Here is an 18124-nt window from a genome sequence, read left to right on the forward strand (position 1 = left end):
CTTTGTCGTCTTTTCGGTCATCGCTCCCGTTTGGCCTCCCGGCCGAGCGCGTCTTCGACCGCATCGACCTTCTCGTGCGCGCGTTGCTCGCGCGTGCGTTTGTCGTCTATCTTCAGGAACGTACTCACGCGGTCGCCGTCCACCGCCTCGTGGGCGGCCTGCGCGGCGGCGAACAGTTCGTTCACGGTGTCGGCCTCGATGACTGTCCCCATCGGATTGGTCTCGTAGGACACGTCGTAGTCGTCGAGCGCGGCGACGGCCTTCGCCACCTCGTCGGCCATGCTGTCCTCGGTCACGGGCGCGACACTCAGGAGTGCGATTGCGGTCATAGCGAGTAGACGGACGGGCGGCAGTTCCTTTGTCTTTGACGTCTGCGCTGGTGGGTCGGCCTCTCGGGACGACGCCGGGCGAAGAAATCCGCGCCACCGCCGAACCGCCGACGGTCACTCCGTTCGTATCTTTCGGAGCAAGTAGTCGAACGCGTCGTCGATGAACCCACCGCTCTGTCGCCCGGAGAACGCGAACTTGTACCGGACGCCTCGCGCGTGGACGATAAGCACGGTGCCCGCTTGAACCGAGTCGTAGTAGGCGGAGGTCAGTTCGCCGTAGGGGCGGTAGAGGTGTTTCTCCCCCGGTCGGACTCGCCGTAGACCTGTATCGACTTATCGGTCAGGAGGAACGAGGCCGATTCGACGCCCAATTCGGTCCTGTCGATTTCGACGGAATCGCCACTGGACTTCGTGAACAAGAGATGATGTGGCTCCTCGTCTTCACACAGATGCGTCACGTTCGAGTAGTACCGCTTTTCGCCGGTTAGCTTCTTGCTCGATACCGACTCTCCCTCCGCGTTCGAGACGAGTTCCTCGATGGAAGTCACGACGAACCCGTTCGCGGTCGCCGTAATATAGATAGCGGACTCACCCCGTCTGCGATTTCACGCAGAAGTAGCTACAAATAGCCGATGTCACCCGTATTTTCACGTTCGAGTGATACCAGTATTTCCAGCGGCACAAGGCTTATCTGAATGTCAAAGATGCAGTTTTAGTATGCGAACTTCCCTCCGTCGCATCGGTGCCGGTGCGTTCGCCTACGTCGTCTCGTACGTCCTGATTGGACTGGTGACCGTCCCCCGATTTGACCAGTACCTCACACACGACCCGAGCAACGCCGTCGGCGTCCTCGACGCGTACCACTCGGCCGGGAGTCCGCTGTGGCAGGCCGTCGGTTGGTTCACGCTGAACGCCCACGCAGTTCCCATCAACGTCGGGTCGGGCGACGTCAACTTCGTCTCCGACGGGGCGATGTGGCTCGGCATAATCCCCGGGTGGCTGGGACTCGTCCCGATGGTAGCGTGCCTACTGGTCGGGGTGGCGGTGACCGCAACGAGTCGTTCGTCGCCCGTCCCGGTGAGCGTCGGCGCACACATGATTCCCGGGCATCTGTTCGCCATGCTGGTTTCGACGGTCGCGTTCGCAGGCGCGGTCGGCCCCGTGACCGCATCAGCCTCGTTGACGGTCAACGTTCGGGACGGCAGGTGGCTGGTTTTCGTCGTCCTCTCGCCACTCGTCTTCGGGTCACTCGGCGCGCTGCTGGGGCGGTCGCCCGTTCTCACAGCTACCATCGAACGCCTGCGGTCGGGCCCGTCGCTCCGATAGAACGCTGTTCGCCATCTCGAAAACCCCGAACTGCTTACCGAACTGGGAGCGACGAGAGATGACGAGGGTTCTCGCGCAGGTAGTCGGAGGCCATCTTGCCGGAAATGATCGGGAGATTGACGACGTCTCTGCGTACACCGAGTCGGGCAGTCCGGGCGTCGACGGAGAACTGTCTCTCCACTTGCCGCGTAGCGTCATCTCCGGAACTCGAAGAAGAACGTAGACTCCGTTAGAGGCGTTGTGAACGGGAGAAGTGCGCTGGCGGGGATTTGAACCCCGGTTGCGACCATGGCAAGGTCACGTGATACCACTACACTACCAGCGCCCTGCGAGTGCATTTACCGATAATGCCCGGATACTAAATAAGGCTTCCGAATCGAACCAGAATCGAGGGACGGTGACACGATTCAAGGTCCGATTTCCGGCGCTACGAGCTTTGTGACGCGCCCCCACGGGTAGAACCAAAGCGGCACCCTTTTAAGAACCAAGCCGGTACGATTCGCTACAGTCTAGTGACGGGGCGTCGAAGCGTCACGGTATGACCGTCAGCCTACTCGTTCCGTCATCCCTCGTCCGGGAAGCCGAAGACAAGCGCGAGGCGACTCGCAAAATCGGCTACGTCGCCCGCGCGGCGACGGTGTTCCGGGCCGACCGCCTCGGGGTCTTTCCCGACCCCAAGGGGGAGGAGAAGTGGGGTGGCGGGTTCGTAAGTACAGTGCTGAAGTACGCCGCGACGCCGCCCTACCTCCGAAAGGAGGTATTCGGCAAGCGGGACGAACTGGAGTACGCGGGCATCCTACCGCCGCTCCGCGCCCCGTCGCTGACCGGCTCCGAATCCGAGGGTTCGGGGTCGTTAAGACAGGGAATCGTGACCGAGGTCGGACCTGAAGGGCGCGTTCGGGTCAATTGCGGACTGCAACACCCGATCTCGCTCGTCGTGCCACCAGAAATGGAGGTCGACGAGGGAGAGCGCGTAACCGTCAGGATCTCTTCGCGAAGTCCGGTCCGTGCGAAACTCGTAGACGAGCCCCTTCCGGGCTGGTCGGTGACGCGCACGGACCTTCCGGCGGCACTCGACCGCGACGACGCGGGCGTCCGAATCGCGACGTCCCGTCACGGGGTCGAGTTGACGACCCGGCGGCTGACCGACGTGGTCGGCCGGACCGAACGCGACGGTATGACCGTCGTGTTCGGTTCACCGGGTCGCGGCCTGCCGGAGATACTCGATCTCCCCACCGACTCGCTGGCCGACGAACGGCCGAGCGACGACGGGGAGGACGAGGCGGACGCGGAGTCCGGAGTCGAATCGGGCGCACCCGGCCGGTTTGACCTCTGGCTGAACGCGGTTCCGAATCAAGGCAGCGAGGTCGTGCGAACGGAAGAAGCGATGTTCGCCTCCCTCGCCTGCCTGAACCTCAAAGAGAAGTGATACGATGCCAGAAACAAGCAGACCACGTAAAGGTTCGCTAGGGTTCGGCCCCCGCCAGCGCGCGACCAGTGAGGTGCCGCGCTTCAACTCGTGGCCCGACGGAGACGGTAATCCGTCCCTTCAGGGCTTCGCGGGTTACAAGGCAGGCATGACCCACGTGGTGATGGTGAACGACGAATCCGACTCCCCGCGCGAGGGGATGGAGGAGACCGTTCCCGTCACCATCGTGGAGACGCCGCCGATGCGGGCGGTCGCTCTGCGAGCCTACGAAGACACGCCGTACGGCAAGAAGCCGCTGACGGAAGTGTGGGGCGACGACTTCCACGACGACCTCTCGCGCACGCTCGACGTGCCGGAGGACCACGACGTCGACGCCGCCGAGTCCGAACTTCGCGCGGCGCTCGAGGACGGCGACATCGCCGACCTTCGCGTCGTCACCCACACCGTTCCCGACGAGGTGCCCAGCGTTCCGAAGAACAAGCCCGACGTGATGGAGACTCGCGTCGGCGGCGGGTCGCTCGGCGACCGCGTCGACTTCGGACTGGACCTCCTCGAAGACGGCGGGGAACACGACATGAACGACGTGTTCCGCGCGGGCGAGTACACCGACGTCAGCGGTGTCACGAAAGGCAAAGGCACGCAGGGTCCCGTCAAGCGATGGGGCGTCCAGAAGCGGAAGGGCAAGCACGCCCGTCAGGGATGGCGCCGACGGATCGGCAACCTCGGTCCGTGGAACCCCTCCCGGGTCCGCTCGACGGTGCCCCAGCAGGGCCAGACCGGCTACCACCAGCGCACCGAACTCAACAAGCGCCTCATCGACATCGGTGAGGACGACGACATCAACGTCGACGGCGGCTTCGTCAACTACGGCGAAGTCGACGGTTCCTACGCGCTGGTCAAGGGCTCGGTCCCCGGTCCGGACAAGCGTCTCCTGCGTTTCCGCCCGGCCATCCGGCCGAAAGACCAGCCGCGCCTCGACCCCGAGGTGCGGTACGTAAGCACCGAATCCAACCAAGGATAAACTATGCAGGCAACTATCCGCACCCTCGACGGCGAGGAAGACGGCACGCTCGACCTGCCGGACGTCTTCTCGAAGACGGTCCGGCCGGACCTCATCAAGCGCGCCGTTCTCGCCGCGCAGGCAAACCGCAAGCAGGACTACGGCGCGGACGACTACGCCGGGATGCGAACCTCGGCGGAGTCGCCCGGCAGTGGTCGCGGGATGGCTCACGTCCCCCGAACGAACGGACAGGGCGCACGAGTGCCCCAGACCGTCGGGGGTCGCAAGGCCCACCCGCCGAAAGAAGAGAAGGACCGCTCGCTCGACATCAACACGAAGGAGCGCAAGAAGGCGGTTCGGTCGGCCATCGCGGCGACGACCGACGCCGACCTCGTGGCCGAGCGCGGCCACCGGTTCGACGAGGACCTCGACCTGCCGCTCGTCGTGAGCGACGACTTCGAGGACCTCGTGAAGACCAAGGAGGTCGTCTCCTTCCTCGAATCCGTCGGCGCGGACGCCGACATCGAGCGTGCCGAGGAGAACAAGACGGTCCGAGCGGGTCGCGGTACCACCCGTGGGCGCAAGTACAAGACGCCCAAGTCGGTCCTGTTCGTGACCGGCGACGAACCCTCGAAGGCCGCCCGCAACCTCGCGGGCGCCGACGTGGCGACGGCGCAGGAACTCAACGCCGAGGACCTCGCGCCCGGCGCGCATCCCGGCCGACTCACCGTCTGGACCGAGAGCGCAATCGAGGAGGTGGCCGACCGATGAGCGTCATCGAGTACCCGTGGGTCACCGAGAAGGCGATGAACCAGATGGACTTCGACAACAAGCTTCAGTTCATCGTGGACCTCGACGCCGAGAAGCCCGAGATTCGCGACGAAATCGAGGCGCAGTACGAGGTCACCATCGAGAAGATCAACACGCAAGTCACCATGAACGGCGACAAGAAGGCCACGGTGACACTTTCGGAGGACGACGACGCGCAGGAAGTCGCCTCCCGAATCGGGGTGTTCTGACACATGGGACGACGAATTCAAGGACAGCGACGCGGTCGCGGGACGCCGACGTTCCGCGCCCCGTCGCACCAGTACAAGGCGGACCTCACGCACAAGAAGCCCGAAGAGGTCGACACCGTCTCCGGCACCATCGTGGACATCGAACACGACCCGGCCCGGAGCGCACCGGTGGCGGCCGTCGAGTTCGAGGACGGCGACCAGCGCCTCATCCTCGTGCCCGAGGGCGTCGGCGTCGGCGAGACCATTCAGGTCGGCGTCAGCGCCGAAATCAAGGAAGGCAACACCCTGCCGCTGGCCGAGATTCCGGAAGGAGTCCCGGTCTGTAACGTCGAGCGCCAGCCCGGCGACGGCGGCAAGTTCGCTCGCGCCTCCGGCGTGAGCGCGAACCTCGTCACGCACGACCGCGACGCGGCCGTCGTGGAACTGCCCAGCGGCGAGGTCAAGCGCCTCTCGCCCGACTGTCGGGCGACCATCGGCGTGGTCGCAGGCGGCGGCCGAACCGAGAAGCCGATGGTCAAGGCGGGGAACAAGTACCACAAGATGAAATCGCGCGGCACCAAGTGGCCGAACGTGCGCGGCGTCGCGATGAACGCCGTCGACCACCCGTTCGGTGGCGGTGGCCGCCAGCACCCCGGCAAGCCGAAGTCCGTCTCGCGGAACGCGCCGCCCGGACGGAAGGTCGGGGACATCTCGTCCCGGCGCACGGGACGGGGAGGAAACTAGCATGAGCGAAGGCGAATACCGAACCGGCCGCGAAGGTGAGTTCACCTTCCGCGGTTACGACCTCGACGAACTGCAGGACATGAGTCTTGAGGAAGTCGCGGAACTGCTTCCCGCACGCCAGCGGCGAACCATCGAGCGCGGTCTGTCCACCGAGCAGGAGAAGCTGCTCGAAGAGGCCCGCGAGGCCACCGAGGAAGGCTCGGCCAACGACCCGATTCGGACACACCTCCGGAACATGCCGATTCTTCCCGAGTTCGTCGGGAAGACGTTCTCGGTGTACACCGGTCAGAGCTTCGAGCGCGTGTACGTCGAACCGGAGATGCTGGGCCACTACCTCGGCGAGTTCCAGCTGACGCGGAAATCGGTCGAACACGGACAGGCCGGTATCGGCGCGACCCGCTCCTCGAAGTTCGTGCCACTCAAGTGATACCATGGGAATCAGTTACAGCGTCGAGACCGACCCGGACACCACCGCCAAGGGGATGCTCCGGGAGCGGCACATGAGCCACAAGCACAGCAAAGCCATCGCCCGCGAAATCAAGGGCATGACCGTGGAGGACGCCCAAGAGTACCTCCAGCAGGTCATCGACGGCGAGCGGTCGGTGCCGTTCAAGCAGCACAACAGCGGCGTCGGCCACCGTAGCGACATCGACGGCTGGGACGCCGGTCGCTACCCCGAGAAGGCCAGCGAGGCCTTCCTGACCCTCATCGAGAACGTCGTCAACAACGCCGACCAGCAGGGCTTCGACGGCGAGTCGATGGAGATCATGCACGTCGCCGCCCACAAGATCGGCGAAGTGCAGGGCCGCAAGCCCCGAGCGATGGGACGGGCGAGCGCGTGGAACACGCCCGAGGTAGACGTCGAACTCGTACTCAAAGAGGTGCAGGAATAATGGCAGACGAACAACAGTTCATTCACGACGGACTCCAGCGGTCCCAGATCGACGAGTTCTTCTCGGACGAACTCGGCCGTGCGGGCTACGGCGGCATGGACGTCGCCAAGACCCCGATGGGTACCCAGATCGTCCTCAAGGCCGAGAAGCCCGGTATGGTCATCGGCAAGGGCGGGAAGAACATCCGGAAGATCACCACGCAACTCGAGGAGAAGTTCGACCTCGACGACCCGCAGATCGACGTCCAGGAAGTGGACGAACCGGACCTCAACGCCCGCATCGTCGCAGACCGACTCGCCAACGCGCTCGAGCGCGGTTGGTACTTCCGGAAGGCCGGACACACCACCATCGACCGCATCATGGACGCCGGTGCGCTCGGTGCGGAAATCGTCCTCTCCGGGAAGGTTACGGGCGCCCGCTCGCGCGTCGAGAAGTTCAACCGCGGGTACATCAAGCACAACGGCGAACCCGCCGAGGACATAGTCGACCACGGTCAAGGCGTCGCCGTCCTGAAACTCGGCACCATCGGCGTGGACGTCAAGATCATCCCGCCGGGAGCCGACCTGCCCGACGACTTCGAGATTCAGGAGGGCGCGAGCCCCGAAGAGGTCGTCCCCGAGGCCGTCGAGGCCAACGAGCAGGCCGGCGTCGAGGAACTCCTCGAAGAGCCGACCGACGAGGAACTCGAGGAACTCCGCGAAGAGGACGAGGCGGGCGAGGAGCCCGCCGAACCCGGCGAGGAGGAACTCGACGAGGAAGTCGTCGAGGAGGTCATCGAGGACGAGACCGACGAGGAGTCGGCCGACGAGACCGAATCCGACCAGTCCGTCGAAGAGGAACTCGACGACCTCGAGGAGGAAGTCGAGCAGGAAGCCGAGGACCTCATGGACGAGATGGAAGGCGAGGAGAGCGACGAAGAGGAGGGTGACGACTGATGGCCATCCTTCACACCGAGGAAATCCGCGACATGACTCCCGCAGAGCGCGAGTCGGAACTGGAAGACCTCGAAACCGAACTCCTCAACGCGAAGGCCGTGAAGGCCGCCGGTGGCGCACCGGAGGACCCCGGCCGATTCAAGGAACTTCGCCGCACCATCGCGCGGATCAAGACGGTCCAGCGCGAGGAAGGCGACCTAGACGAATAACGATGCCACTCACACCCGAGAACCTGACGCGACACGAACTCAACGGACTCCACGTCCGCGTCGCCGACGCGCCGAACCCGGACCTCGTGGGAATCGAGGGCCGGGTCGTCGCCGAGACGCAGGGCACGTTGAGCGTCGCGTCCGACTCTCGGGTGCGGCAGGTGCCCAAAGAGGGCTCGACATTCGAGTTCGCGCTCACAGATGAATCCGCCGACCTCGCGAAGGGGTCGGGGACCGCGTCCAAACTTGCATCGGAAACTGCCGGAGTACGCTCCGGTCAGTCTGGTGTGTCCGGCGAGACTGGCTCGCCGGACTCCGGGGGACACCCCCGCGATTGCGAGGGCGTGGCCTACGTTACGGTGGATGGCGCGCGGCTGCTCTCACGACCCGAATTGCGCACCGAAAACGCAGGTGAATCCACATGGCAATAGGACTGAACGTATCAGAGCCGGAAGGGACCTGCTCCGACGAGAACTGCCCGTTCCACGGAACGCTGTCCGTGCGCGGTCAGACGCTCGAAGGAGAGGTCGCTTCCACAGACATGGACAAAACCGTGATCGTCGAGCGAGAGTACGACGTTCCGGTTCCGAAGTACGACCGGTACATGAAGCGCCGGTCCCGCGTTCCGGCACACCACCCGGATTGCATGGAACTGGAAGTCGGCGACACGGTTCGTATCGCAGAGACCCGACCGCTTTCGAAGACGAAGAGCCACGTCGTCGTCGAGCAGTTCGAGACGACGCGGAGCTTCGGAGCGGGCGGAACCGAACAGCAAGACGAAACGGAGGGCGAGGAATAATGGAAGCGCTCAAAGCCGACGTCACGCAGGGCCTCTCGAAGGGCTCGCTCCTCAACTGCGCCGACAACACGGGCGCACGCGAGGTCAAACTCATCAGCGTCTCCGGCTACTCCGGCACCAAGAGCCGCCACCCGAAGGCGGGTATCGGTGACAAGGTGACCGTCTCGGTCACGAAGGGTACCCCGGAGATGCGACGGCAGGTGCTGGAGGCGGTCATCGTCCGCCAGCGCAAGCCGATTCGTCGCCCCGACGGTACCCGCGTCAAGTTCGAAGACAACGCGGCCGTCATCATCGACGACGTCGAGGAACCGCGCGGGACCGAGATCAAGGGTCCCATCGCGCGGGAAGTCGCAGAGCGGTTCGGAAGTATCGCGAGCACCGCTACGATGATAGTATGACTCAGCAACCACGCAAACAACGAAACCAGACCGAGCGCGCCTCGCTCCACGAGCGACACGAGCAGGTCAAGGCGACGCTCGCCGACGACCTCCGCGAGGAGTTCGACACCCGCAGCGTCCGCGTCAACGCGGGCGACACCGTCGAGGTGATGCGCGGGGACTTCGCCGGCGAAGAGGGCGAAGTCGTCAACGTCGACCTCCGGGACGCGGTCGTTCACGTCGAGGACGTGACCCTGGAGAAGGCCGACGGCGAGGAAGTGCCCCGGCCGCTCGACGCGAGCAACCTCAAGGTCACCGACCTCGACCTCGAAGACGACCTGCGCGAGGAGCGCCTCCGAGGTGAGAACGAATGACGAAACACCAGAAGCGACTCTCAGTTCCGAAGTCCTGGCCGGTCGAGCGCAAGACGGACACCTTCACCGTGAAGGCCGACTCCGGCCCGCACGGCGAGGACGGCGTGCCCCTCATCATCCTGCTGCGGGACGTGCTGGGCTACGTCCAGTCCCGGAAGGAAGCACGCTACGCCCTCGACCAGGGCAACGTGCTGGTCAACGGCGACGAGAACGCCGCCGAGGACCGACCTATCGGGATGTTCGACATCGTCGCGTTCACCGAGCGCGAGGAGTACTACCGCGTCTTCCCCGACGAGGGCGGTCGGCTCACGCTGACCCCCATCGACGGCGACGACGCCGAGAGCAAACTCGGGAAGATAGAGGACAAGACGATGATTTCGGGCGGCCGGACCCAACTCAACCTCCACGACGGGCAGAACATCCTCGTCGAGGACGACGAGTACAGCGCCGGCGACTCGGTCGTCGTCAGCAACGACGACGACGAAATCGTCGCTCACTTCCCCTATGAGGAAGGCAGCCTCGTGACCGCGGTCCGCGGCTCGCACGCGGGCGACATCGGCGAAGTCACCGAGATTCAGGTCACGCCGGGCAGCGGCTCGAACAACGTCGTGGTCGAGACCGACGACGGCACCTTCGAGACGGTCGAGGAGTACGTCGTGGTCATCGACGAGAACTTCGTGGGTGATGACGAATGAGCGAAGCCGAATCCGACTTCCACGAGATGCGCGAACCGACCGTCGAGAAGGTCGTCGTCCACATGGGCGTCGGCGAAGGTGGTCGGGAACTCGCGGACGCCGAGGACATCCTCGAAGACGTGACCGGCCAGCAGAGCGTGCGGACGCTGGCCAAGTCCACCAAGCCCGAGTTCGGCATCCGGCAGGGCGACCCCATCGGCACGAAGGTCACCCTGCGCGACGACGAGGCTCGGGAGTTCCTCCAGAAGGCGCTACCGCTGGCCGACATCGCGGCTCGTCAGTTCGACGAGACCGGGAACTTCAGCTTCGGCGTCGAGGAACACACCGAGTTCCCGAGCCAGGAGTACGACCCGAACGTCGGCATCTACGGTCTCGACGTGACGGTCAACCTCGTGCGACCGGGCTACCGAATCAGCAAGCGGGACAAGGTCACGCGGTCGGTCCCCTCGGCACACAAGCTGGACGCCGAGGACGCCATCGCGTTCCTCGAATCGAACTTCGACGTGGAGGTTGAACGATGAGTGAAAGTGAAATAGACTCCGAGGCGACCGGAGAACACGCCGCCAAGCGCACCGGCCAGACGGACGAGTGCCAGCGCTGCGGTCGGAAGCAGGGTCTCGTCGGCAAGTACGACATCAACCTGTGTCGGCAGTGTTTCCGCGAAGTCGCCCGAAGCATGGGCTTCAAGAAGTATCGATAACTATGGCAGGAAACGATCCGCTGGCCAACGCGCTCTCCGGCATCGACAACGCCGAGAGCGTCGGTCATCTGGACCACACCGTACAGCCCGCCTCGAACGAGATCGGCAGCGTACTCGAAGTCTTCTACGACCGAGGGTACATCGACGGCTTCGAGTTCGTCGACGACGGTAAGGCCGGTCAGTTCGAGGTCGAACTGAAAGGCGCCATCAACGAGTGCGGCGCGGTCAAACCCCGGTACTCCGCCGGGTCCGACGACTTCGAGAAGTGGGAGAAGCGGTTCCTCCCCGCCCGTGACTACGGGGCGCTCGTCGTCACGACCAGCCGCGGCGTCATGAGCCACTACGAGGCCCGCGAACAGGGCGTCGGTGGCCAGGTCATCGCCTACGTCTACTAACAATGGCACGAACAGAACTCGAAATTCCGGACGACGTGACCGCGGAGATGGACCACCTCGAACTCACCGTCGAGGGACCGGAAGGCGCCGTTACGCGACGCCTCTGGTACCCCGACGTGTCGGTGACCGTCGAGGACGGCTCCGTGGCCATCGAGAGCGAGGAGGAAGACGCCAAGACCAACGCGACCGTGGGCACGTTCGAGAGCCACGTTCGCAACATGTTCCACGGCGTGACCGAGGGCTGGGAGTACACCATGGAGGTGTTCTACTCCCACTTCCCGATGCAGGTCCGCGCCGAGAACGGCGAGGTCGTCATCGAGAACTTCCTCGGTGAGAAGGCTCCCCGAACCACCGAAATTCACGGCGAGACGACCGTCGACGTGGACGACGAGGTCCTCACCCTGAGCGGGCCGAGCATCGAGGACGTCGGCCAAACGGCCGCGGACATCGAGCAGTTGACCCGCGTGCAGGACAAGGACACCCGCGTCTTCCAGGACGGCGTCTACATCACCGAGAAGCCCCAGACTGGAGGTGTCTAACGAATGGCAGACGACAACGACGAACCCCAATCGCTCGAAGACGTAAGCGGGGTCGGCCCGAGCAAGGCCGAAGCGCTCCGCGACGCAGGCTTCGAGTCCGTACAGGACGTGAAGGCCGCGAGTCAGGACGACCTGGCAGAGGTCGAAGGCATCGGGAACGCCCTCGCCGCCCGTATCAAGGCGGACGTCGGCGGTCTCGAAGTCGAAGAGGAGACCGAGGCCGAAATCGAAGAGGAAGAGCCGGAGGAACCGGAAGCCGAGACCGAGGAGGAGGTCGAGACCGAACTCCAGCCCCGCGGGCTGGTCGACAAGACCCCCGACCTCACCGAGCGCGAGGAGGAACTCCTCACGCAGCGCAAGCGCGTCGGCAAGCCGCAGTTCAACCGGCAGGACTACCACAAGAAGAAGCGGACCCCGACCTCGTGGCGACGCCCGCGCGGCAAGCTATCGAAGCAGCGCCGCGGCATCAAGGGCAAAGGCGACACGGTTCAGGCCGGCTTCCGAACGCCGACCGAGGTGCGCGGCAAGCACCCCAGCGGCTTCGAGGAGGTCCGCGTCCACAACACCGACGACCTCGAAGGCGTCGACGGCGACCGCGAAGCGGTCCGCATCGCCTCGAAGGTCGGCGCTCGCAAGCGCGAGCGCATCGAGGAACAGGCCGAAGAACAGGGCGTTCGCGTCCTGAACCCGACCTACGTCGAAGTGGAGGTTGAAGAATGAGCGACCTGAGCGCACAGAAGCGACTCGCGTCCGACGTCCTCGACGTCGGCGAGAACCGCGTCTGGTTCGACCCCGAAGCGCAGGGTGCCATCGCGGAAGCGATTACCCGCGAAGACATCCGCGAACTCGTCGAGGACGGCTCGATAGAGGCGAAAGACAAGAAGGGCAACTCCCGCGGTCGCGCCCGCAAGCGGAAGGCCAAGCGCGACTACGGTCATCAGACCGGCGCTGGCACCCGAAAAGGGAAGTCGGGCGGCCGCCAGCAGGGCAAAGAACAGTGGCAGCAGACGATTCGCGCGCAGCGAACGAAGCTCCGCGAACTCCGCGCCGAAGGCGAAATCACGCAGTCTCAGTACCGAGACCTGTACGACAAAGCCAAGGGCGGGGAGTTCCGTAGCGTCCAGTACCTGCTCAACTACATCGAGAGTAACTACTAACAATGGCAACAGGACCACGATACACGGTGCCGATGCGCCGTCGCCGCGAGGTCCGGACTGACTACCATCAGAGGTTGCGCCTGCTGAAATCGGGCAAGCCCCGGCTGGTCGCTCGCAAGAGCAACCAGCACGTCAGGGCGCAGCTGGTCACGATGGGTCCCAACGGCGACGAGACGGTTGCGAGCGCGTTTTCCGGCGACCTCGAAGAGTACGGCTGGGAAGCCCCCACGGGCAACCTCCCCAGCGCGTACCTGACGGGGCTGCTGGCCGGGAAGCGAGCGCTCGAAGCCGGCATCGAGGAGGCCGTCCTCGACATCGGTCTCAACACCGCGACACCCGGAGGCAAAGTATTCGCAATACAGGAAGGCGCAATCGACGCCGGGCTCGAAATTCCCCACAACGACAGCGTGCTGGCCGACTGGTCGCGCAACCGCGGCGAACACATCGCCGAGTACGCCGAGCAGTTGGACGAACCGCTGTACAGCGGGGATTTCGACGCCACAGAACTACCCGAGCACTTCGACGAAGTGCGAGAGACGCTCATGGAGGACTAACGTATGTGTGCTAACCACGACGGCTGGGAACCCCAGACCCGTCTCGGCCGCAAAGTCGCCGAGGGCGACATCGACACGATGGCTGACGCCCTCAACTCCGGACTCCCGCTGAAGGAGCCGGAGCTTGTCGACCAGCTGCTGCCGGGACTCGAAGACGAGGTGCTGGACATCAACATGGTCCAGCGCATGACCGACTCCGGTCGCCGCGTGAAGTTCCGCTGCGTCGTCGCCATCGGCAACCGCGACGGCTACGTCGGCTACGCCGAGGGCCGCGACGACCAGGTCGGCGGTGCCATCCAGAAGGCGATCGACATCGCGAAGCTGAACATGATTCAGGTCAACCGCGGCGCGGGGTCGTGGGAGGACCGAAGCGAACGACCTCACTCGCTGGCCCGCCGGACGAAAGGCAAGGCAGGCAGCGTCGAGGTCGAACTGATTCCGGCCCCGACCGGCCTCGGTCTCGCGGCGACCGACACCGTCCGCAAGATTCTTGAACTGGGCGGCGTCGAGAACGCGTGGACCAAGAGCCACGGCAACACCCGGACGACGCTCAACCTCGCGAAGGCGACGTACAACGCGCTGGAGAACGCCGCGGAGTCCCGCGGCCCGCGCGGCCGGACCGACTACAGCGAGGAGGTGGCCGAGTGATGAAGGCGGTCGTTCAGATTCGCGGCGAAGTCGACATGAACGGCGACACGCAGGACACGCTGAAGATGCTGAACCTGCACCGCGTCAACCACTGCACGCTCGTCCCGGACACCGACGCCTACCGCGGCATGGTCACGAAGGTCAACGACTACACCGCGTACGGCGAACCCAGCCAAGACGTGCTGGAGACGGTGCTCGAGAAGCGCGCCGAACCCGAGGAGGGCGACGCCGACGTCGACGACGAGTGGGTCGCGGAGAACACCGACTACGACGACGTGAGCGCCCTCGCGAGCGCGCTGCTGGACGAGGAGACGACGCTGCGCGAGCAGGGTCTCTCCCCGGTCCTCCGGCTTCACCCGCCGCGCGGCGGTCACGACGGCATCAAACACCCCACTAAAGAGGGCGGTCAGCTCGGCAAGCACGACACCGAGCAGATCGATTCGCTCCTGAAGGCGATGCGATAACCATGACGGACAAGAAACGACGACAGCGCGGCTCCCGCACGCACGGCGGCGGTAGTCACAAGAACCGGCGCGGAGCCGGTCACCGCGGCGGTCGCGGACGCGCGGGTCGCGCCAAACACGAGTTCCACAACTACGAACCGCTCGGCAAGCACGGCTTCTCGCGACCGGACAAGGTTCAGGACGAGGTCCTGACCGTCACGGTCCAGAAGCTCGACGAGGACGCGGCCCTGCTGGCCGCCGAAGGCGACGCCGAGGAGACCGACTCCGGCTACCGCCTCGACGCACGCGACGTCGTCGAGGACGGCTGGGGCGCCGACGCCGTGAAGGTGCTCGGCGACGGTCAAGTCCGCAACCGACTCGAAGTCACCGCCGACGCCTTCTCCGCGAGCGCGGTCGAACTCATCGAGGAGGAAGGCGGCGACGCAGTCCTCAGCGACCGCGCCGAGGAAGCCGAGGAAGCCGAAGACGACGACGAATCGGACGACGACGAGTAGTCGCGCCGTTCCGCGGAAATCTCCGCGTTCTTTTCCGTTTCTTTTTCGACGCGAGAGCCGACGGCTCAGCGACGAGCGGGTGAAACGCTTATGAGGCCACCACTTCAATACGGTGTATGACCTACGATACCGTCGTCTTCGACAACGACGGTGTCCTCGTCGGTCGGACGAGCTTCGAAGTCCTGCGGGAAGCAACCTGCGAGACGTTCGAGGAGTTCGGCGTGACCGACCCGGACCCCGACCACGTGGACGACATGACGGTAGGCGCGACGCCGAGTCGCGTCAGCGAAGTTTGTGGGACGTACGACCTCGACCCCGAGACGTTCTGGCGCGCGCTCGACAGCACGTCGTCGCGCGCCCAGCAGCGGGAGGCCCGCGAGGGCCGCAAGACGCCCTACGACGACGTACACACGCTGGCGGACCTCGATACCTCGATGGGAATCGTCAGCTCGAACCAACAGGAGACGGTCGACTTCCTCATCGACCACTTCGAGGTTGACCACCTGTTCGAGACAGCGTACGGCCGCGAGGCGACCATCAAGAGCCTCGACCGCCGGAAGCCTAACTCCCACTACATCGACCGGGCGCTGTCTGACTTAGACGCCGACTCGGCGCTGTTCGTCGGCGACAACGAGTCCGACATCCGGGCCGCCGAGAACGCCGGCATCGACTCGGCGTTCATCCGTCGGCCCCACCGCCGAGACTGGGACCTGAACGTCTGGCCGACGTGGGACATCGACTCGCTGGACGACCTCCACCGAATCTGCAGCGCCTGAGGAAGGCGGAAGGTTCGGTTGGCCGCTGGTCGAGCGGTAGCGAGAGGCGTCACTCGCCGCCTGACCGGTGTCCGTCCTCGGAGACGAGCAGTTCGTCGTCGGCAACGCCCAGTCGCTTGCCTGCCGTTTCCACGGCACCCTCGGCCCGACGGAGCGTCCCGGCCGCCCCGAGACCGAACTGCGGCATGTTGTTGTAGACGCTCTCGCAGTCGCCGGGGTCCACCACGTACGTCTCGTGGAAGATACCGACGTCACCCGTCCCGGAGTTCGATTCGTTGTACGAGGCCCACGCCGGGACGTGTTCCCGGTCGAAGTCCCGGGCGTACTCCCGGAGACGTTCGAACGAGTCCCAGTACTGTATCGTCAGCAGTACGCGCCAGCCGACGACAGTTTCGTAGTGCAGGAGTCCGGACTCCGGGTCGGCGTCGAGTTCCCGGAGCATCCGCGGCATCGCCAGCGCAACCGGGAGCCACTTGTGTACCTTCCGGAGGCGGTTGATTCGCATCCCGATGACGAACACCACGAACTCCCCGTCCATCTCCGCAGTGGTGCGCTCGGTGCGGACTCGATTCGCGTCGGTCACGAGGTGTAGATTTATCCCGACCGAAGTTAGACGTTTCACCAACATGTTGGCGGTTTGCCCAGCACGAGCGACCGGGTCCGCCGAGCGGGAGGCGACTCCGTGATTCGAGCGCGATTCCGAATGACGCTCCCGCCCGATACGTGGATTTCGTCGGTTTCGCGGTCGCATCCCGACGCCACGTTCCGGCTACTCACCGGCGTTCCGGTCGAAGACCGAGCGATGGAACTGGGCGAAATCGTCGGCGGGGACTGCGAGTCGGCCGCGGAAGCGATTCGGACTCACCCCGCCGTGGTCGCCTACGACTCGCTCTACGCCGACGAGGAGCGGACACTCGCCCAGTACGAATCGACCGATCAGGGGCTCTACGAGTTTCTGGGCCGTTCGTCGCTCCCGCCGGAGTTCCCCGTCGTCGTCACCGACGGGCGCTTCGAGTTCGACCTGACCGCGACCCGCGAGCAGTTCGAAGCGGTCGGAACCGCGCTGGACGAGAGCGCCTTCGACTACGACCTCCTGTCGGTGGTCGAGACCGGCGACGAGACGGACAGTCGGACCGACCGCGAGGGCGGGCTAACCGGCCACGGCGGCCTGTTGACCGACCGCCAGCGAGAGTGTCTCGACGCGGCGCTCCGCGAGGGTTACTTCGAGGTGCCTCGCGAGTGTACGCTGGCCGACCTTGCGGAGACGCTGGAAATCGACAAGTCCACCGCGAGCGAGATACTGCGCCGCGGCGAGCGTCGGGTTCTCGGAGCGGTCCTCCTCGGGAACGACTGATGGCGGGGCGCGAGCTCCAGACGTTGAGCCACGGCGTCACGAGAGCAGTCCACGGCTATCCGAGCGGTTCGGACGGCCGCGTCGCGTCGTACGTCTCCCGGAGAGTGTCGGCGAACTGTCCGCCCTTCCGGAGCGCGATGGTGACGACGACGAACTCCCCGCCTTCGGGCCGGAGGACGAACACCTCGCGCGGGGCCGACCCCTCCTGCTCGTTCACCCTATCGACCAGCGGTTCGACCGGACGGGTGCCGTCGCGGAACGCCTCGAAGATGCCGTTCGTCGGGTCCTCGCCGAAGACGTAGAGGACGCCGTTGACCTCGCTGTCGGTGTTGCGCGTGACCCTGCTGTTCATCGAGTCGCCGGCGGTGCGCGCCTCGGTCCACGTCTCGCGGGCCGCGTCGAACATGGGTTCGGCGTCGTCGGCGAAGACGTACAGCGTCGGGCGGCGGACCGACAGCGACCGGACGGTCGGGTCGGGACTCGACCAGTCGAGGTCGGCGTCCACCAGATACCCGGGCCGGAGGTCCGCGACGGGAGCGTCGTGGCCCGACTCGGCGGTGACGACCGGTTCGAAGGTCTGGCGGTCGAGAAGTCGAACCGGGCCGTCCTCGGGCGCGGCCAGCACGCGGTAGCGCCTCTCGTCGGCCGTCCGGTCGGCGTCCGCGGTTCGGTCGTCCCCGTCCCCCGCGTCGGCCTCCTCGGTTCCGTCGTCGGTCGCGGCCCGACCGTCGGCCGACCGGTCGTCCGTGCGCCAGATGTCGTCTGTTCGAGTGTCGTCGTCAGTCCGAGCGTCGTCGCCGATTCCGTCGCCGTCGGAAGCCCGCTCGTCGGTCATGCGCTCGCTACGAATCGAAGCCGGGAAAATCGCTCGCATCGGGTCGGTCGCCGCGAGCGCGTGGCAGTGTTCGCCCGAAACGTGTGAAGGCCTCACTCCC

The 18124-nt window shown here is 65.2% G+C and carries 31 protein-coding genes and 1 tRNA gene; 27 read left to right on the plus strand and 5 right to left on the minus strand.

What is annotated here, in order from left to right:
• Window positions 1-17 precede the first annotated feature (17 nt).
• Both M0R89_RS02745 and M0R89_RS02750 read right to left on the minus strand, forming a co-directional pair.
• Window positions 18-329, minus strand: a complete 312-nt coding sequence (locus M0R89_RS02745) for an MTH1187 family thiamine-binding protein (protein ID WP_248651036.1) — start codon at window positions 327-329, stop codon at window positions 18-20.
• Between the two features lie 266 nt (window positions 330-595).
• The gene (locus M0R89_RS02750) at window positions 596-877 is read right to left on the minus strand and encodes a hypothetical protein (protein ID WP_248651037.1); all 282 of its coding nucleotides are present in this window, start codon (window positions 875-877) and stop codon (window positions 596-598) included.
• A 169-nt stretch (window positions 878-1046) separates the two neighbouring features.
• Here M0R89_RS02750 and M0R89_RS02755 point away from each other — a divergent pair, with 169 nt between their 5' ends.
• Entirely contained in the window at window positions 1047-1655 is a 609-nt protein-coding gene (locus M0R89_RS02755) for a DUF7978 family protein (protein ID WP_248651038.1), read from the plus strand.
• A gap of 254 nt (window positions 1656-1909) precedes the next feature.
• Here M0R89_RS02755 and M0R89_RS02760 read toward each other — a convergent pair.
• Window positions 1910-1980, minus strand: a tRNA-Gly gene (locus tag M0R89_RS02760).
• Between the two features lie 213 nt (window positions 1981-2193).
• Here M0R89_RS02760 and M0R89_RS02765 point away from each other — a divergent pair.
• From M0R89_RS02765 to M0R89_RS02885, 25 genes are all read left to right on the plus strand, one after another.
• The gene (locus M0R89_RS02765; RefSeq protein ID WP_248651039.1) at window positions 2194-3084 is read left to right on the plus strand and encodes a putative RNA uridine N3 methyltransferase; all 891 of its coding nucleotides are present in this window, start codon (window positions 2194-2196) and stop codon (window positions 3082-3084) included.
• A gap of 4 nt (window positions 3085-3088) precedes the next feature.
• The gene (locus M0R89_RS02770; protein ID WP_248651040.1) at window positions 3089-4105 is read left to right on the plus strand and encodes a 50S ribosomal protein L3; all 1017 of its coding nucleotides are present in this window, start codon (window positions 3089-3091) and stop codon (window positions 4103-4105) included.
• 3 nt (window positions 4106-4108) lie between these two features.
• A complete protein-coding gene (rpl4p, locus tag M0R89_RS02775; RefSeq protein WP_248651041.1) occupies window positions 4109-4855 on the plus strand; it encodes a 50S ribosomal protein L4 in 747 nt (248 codons plus the stop codon).
• Window positions 4852-5103, plus strand: coding sequence for a 50S ribosomal protein L23 (locus tag M0R89_RS02780; protein ID WP_248651042.1), 252 nt, complete (start codon window positions 4852-4854; stop codon window positions 5101-5103). Before rpl4p ends, M0R89_RS02780 begins: the two co-directional genes overlap by 4 nt.
• A 3-nt stretch (window positions 5104-5106) precedes the next feature.
• A complete protein-coding gene (locus M0R89_RS02785; protein ID WP_248651043.1) occupies window positions 5107-5826 on the plus strand; it encodes a 50S ribosomal protein L2 in 720 nt (239 codons plus the stop codon).
• A gap of 1 nt (window position 5827) precedes the next feature.
• Window positions 5828-6253 (plus strand): 30S ribosomal protein S19, encoded by a 426-nt coding sequence (locus tag M0R89_RS02790; protein ID WP_248651044.1) that lies wholly within the window; start codon window positions 5828-5830, stop codon window positions 6251-6253.
• A 4-nt stretch (window positions 6254-6257) separates the two neighbouring features.
• The gene (locus M0R89_RS02795; RefSeq protein ID WP_248651045.1) at window positions 6258-6719 is read left to right on the plus strand and encodes a 50S ribosomal protein L22; all 462 of its coding nucleotides are present in this window, start codon (window positions 6258-6260) and stop codon (window positions 6717-6719) included.
• Complete coding sequence (locus M0R89_RS02800; RefSeq protein ID WP_248651046.1) at window positions 6719-7654, plus strand: 30S ribosomal protein S3; 936 nt, start codon at window positions 6719-6721, stop codon at window positions 7652-7654. Before M0R89_RS02795 ends, M0R89_RS02800 begins: the two co-directional genes overlap by 1 nt.
• On the plus strand, window positions 7654-7863 hold the full coding sequence (gene rpmC, locus M0R89_RS02805) for a 50S ribosomal protein L29 (protein ID WP_248651047.1): 210 nt from the start codon (window positions 7654-7656) through the stop codon (window positions 7861-7863). Before M0R89_RS02800 ends, rpmC begins: the two co-directional genes overlap by 1 nt.
• Window positions 7864-7865: 2 nt before the next feature.
• Window positions 7866-8294, plus strand: coding sequence for a ribonuclease P protein component 1 (locus M0R89_RS02810; protein ID WP_248651048.1), 429 nt, complete (start codon window positions 7866-7868; stop codon window positions 8292-8294).
• The gene (locus M0R89_RS02815) at window positions 8285-8662 is read left to right on the plus strand and encodes a 30S ribosomal protein S17 (RefSeq protein ID WP_248651049.1); all 378 of its coding nucleotides are present in this window, start codon (window positions 8285-8287) and stop codon (window positions 8660-8662) included. The genes M0R89_RS02810 and M0R89_RS02815 overlap by 10 nt, the downstream gene beginning before the upstream one ends.
• Window positions 8662-9060: a 50S ribosomal protein L14 gene (locus tag M0R89_RS02820; protein WP_248651050.1), complete on the plus strand. Its 399-nt coding sequence runs from the start codon at window positions 8662-8664 to the stop codon at window positions 9058-9060. Before M0R89_RS02815 ends, M0R89_RS02820 begins: the two co-directional genes overlap by 1 nt.
• Window positions 9057-9413, plus strand: coding sequence for a 50S ribosomal protein L24 (gene rplX / locus M0R89_RS02825; protein ID WP_248651051.1), 357 nt, complete (start codon window positions 9057-9059; stop codon window positions 9411-9413). Before M0R89_RS02820 ends, rplX begins: the two co-directional genes overlap by 4 nt.
• A complete protein-coding gene (locus tag M0R89_RS02830; RefSeq protein WP_248651052.1) occupies window positions 9410-10108 on the plus strand; it encodes a 30S ribosomal protein S4e in 699 nt (232 codons plus the stop codon). The genes rplX and M0R89_RS02830 overlap by 4 nt, the downstream gene beginning before the upstream one ends.
• Window positions 10105-10629: a 50S ribosomal protein L5 gene (locus tag M0R89_RS02835; RefSeq protein ID WP_248651053.1), complete on the plus strand. Its 525-nt coding sequence runs from the start codon at window positions 10105-10107 to the stop codon at window positions 10627-10629. The genes M0R89_RS02830 and M0R89_RS02835 overlap by 4 nt, the downstream gene beginning before the upstream one ends.
• Window positions 10626-10808 (plus strand): 30S ribosomal protein S14, encoded by a 183-nt coding sequence (locus M0R89_RS02840; RefSeq protein WP_248651054.1) that lies wholly within the window; start codon window positions 10626-10628, stop codon window positions 10806-10808. The genes M0R89_RS02835 and M0R89_RS02840 overlap by 4 nt, the downstream gene beginning before the upstream one ends.
• Before the next feature lie 2 nt (window positions 10809-10810).
• Window positions 10811-11203 carry a 30S ribosomal protein S8 gene (locus tag M0R89_RS02845; protein WP_248651055.1) on the plus strand — a complete coding sequence of 131 codons (393 nt, stop codon included), beginning with the start codon at window positions 10811-10813 and terminating at the stop codon, window positions 11201-11203.
• 2 nt (window positions 11204-11205) lie between these two features.
• Window positions 11206-11742, plus strand: a complete 537-nt coding sequence (locus M0R89_RS02850; protein WP_248651056.1) for a 50S ribosomal protein L6 — start codon at window positions 11206-11208, stop codon at window positions 11740-11742.
• Window positions 11743-11745: 3 nt separating this feature from the next.
• The gene (locus tag M0R89_RS02855; RefSeq protein ID WP_248651057.1) at window positions 11746-12462 is read left to right on the plus strand and encodes a 50S ribosomal protein L32e; all 717 of its coding nucleotides are present in this window, start codon (window positions 11746-11748) and stop codon (window positions 12460-12462) included.
• Window positions 12459-12899, plus strand: a complete 441-nt coding sequence (locus M0R89_RS02860; protein WP_248651058.1) for a 50S ribosomal protein L19e — start codon at window positions 12459-12461, stop codon at window positions 12897-12899. Before M0R89_RS02855 ends, M0R89_RS02860 begins: the two co-directional genes overlap by 4 nt.
• A 2-nt stretch (window positions 12900-12901) precedes the next feature.
• Complete coding sequence (locus M0R89_RS02865) at window positions 12902-13453, plus strand: 50S ribosomal protein L18 (RefSeq protein ID WP_248651059.1); 552 nt, start codon at window positions 12902-12904, stop codon at window positions 13451-13453.
• A gap of 3 nt (window positions 13454-13456) precedes the next feature.
• On the plus strand, window positions 13457-14101 hold the full coding sequence (locus M0R89_RS02870) for a 30S ribosomal protein S5 (RefSeq protein ID WP_248651060.1): 645 nt from the start codon (window positions 13457-13459) through the stop codon (window positions 14099-14101).
• The gene (gene rpmD / locus M0R89_RS02875) at window positions 14101-14565 is read left to right on the plus strand and encodes a 50S ribosomal protein L30 (RefSeq protein ID WP_248651061.1); all 465 of its coding nucleotides are present in this window, start codon (window positions 14101-14103) and stop codon (window positions 14563-14565) included. The genes M0R89_RS02870 and rpmD overlap by 1 nt, the downstream gene beginning before the upstream one ends.
• Window positions 14566-14567: 2 nt before the next feature.
• Window positions 14568-15059 carry an uL15m family ribosomal protein gene (locus tag M0R89_RS02880; protein WP_248651062.1) on the plus strand — a complete coding sequence of 164 codons (492 nt, stop codon included), beginning with the start codon at window positions 14568-14570 and terminating at the stop codon, window positions 15057-15059.
• Window positions 15060-15175: 116 nt separating this feature from the next.
• On the plus strand, window positions 15176-15835 hold the full coding sequence (locus M0R89_RS02885; protein ID WP_248651063.1) for an HAD family hydrolase: 660 nt from the start codon (window positions 15176-15178) through the stop codon (window positions 15833-15835).
• Between the two features lie 49 nt (window positions 15836-15884).
• Here M0R89_RS02885 and M0R89_RS02890 read toward each other — a convergent pair whose 3' ends face one another.
• Window positions 15885-16418 (minus strand): DUF4188 domain-containing protein, encoded by a 534-nt coding sequence (locus tag M0R89_RS02890; protein ID WP_248651064.1) that lies wholly within the window; start codon window positions 16416-16418, stop codon window positions 15885-15887.
• Between the two features lie 99 nt (window positions 16419-16517).
• Between M0R89_RS02890 and M0R89_RS02895 the strand changes: the two genes are divergently transcribed.
• Window positions 16518-17189, plus strand: a complete 672-nt coding sequence (locus M0R89_RS02895; RefSeq protein WP_248651065.1) for a helix-turn-helix domain-containing protein — start codon at window positions 16518-16520, stop codon at window positions 17187-17189.
• A 55-nt stretch (window positions 17190-17244) separates the two neighbouring features.
• On the opposite strand, the gene M0R89_RS02900 is transcribed toward M0R89_RS02895, so the two are convergent.
• The gene (locus M0R89_RS02900; protein WP_248651066.1) at window positions 17245-18024 is read right to left on the minus strand and encodes a DUF6663 family protein; all 780 of its coding nucleotides are present in this window, start codon (window positions 18022-18024) and stop codon (window positions 17245-17247) included.
• Window positions 18025-18124: the final 100 nt, after the last annotated feature.

This window comes from Halorussus limi, from assembly GCF_023238205.1.
GTDB lineage: Archaea > Halobacteriota > Halobacteria > Halobacteriales > Haladaptataceae > Halorussus > Halorussus limi.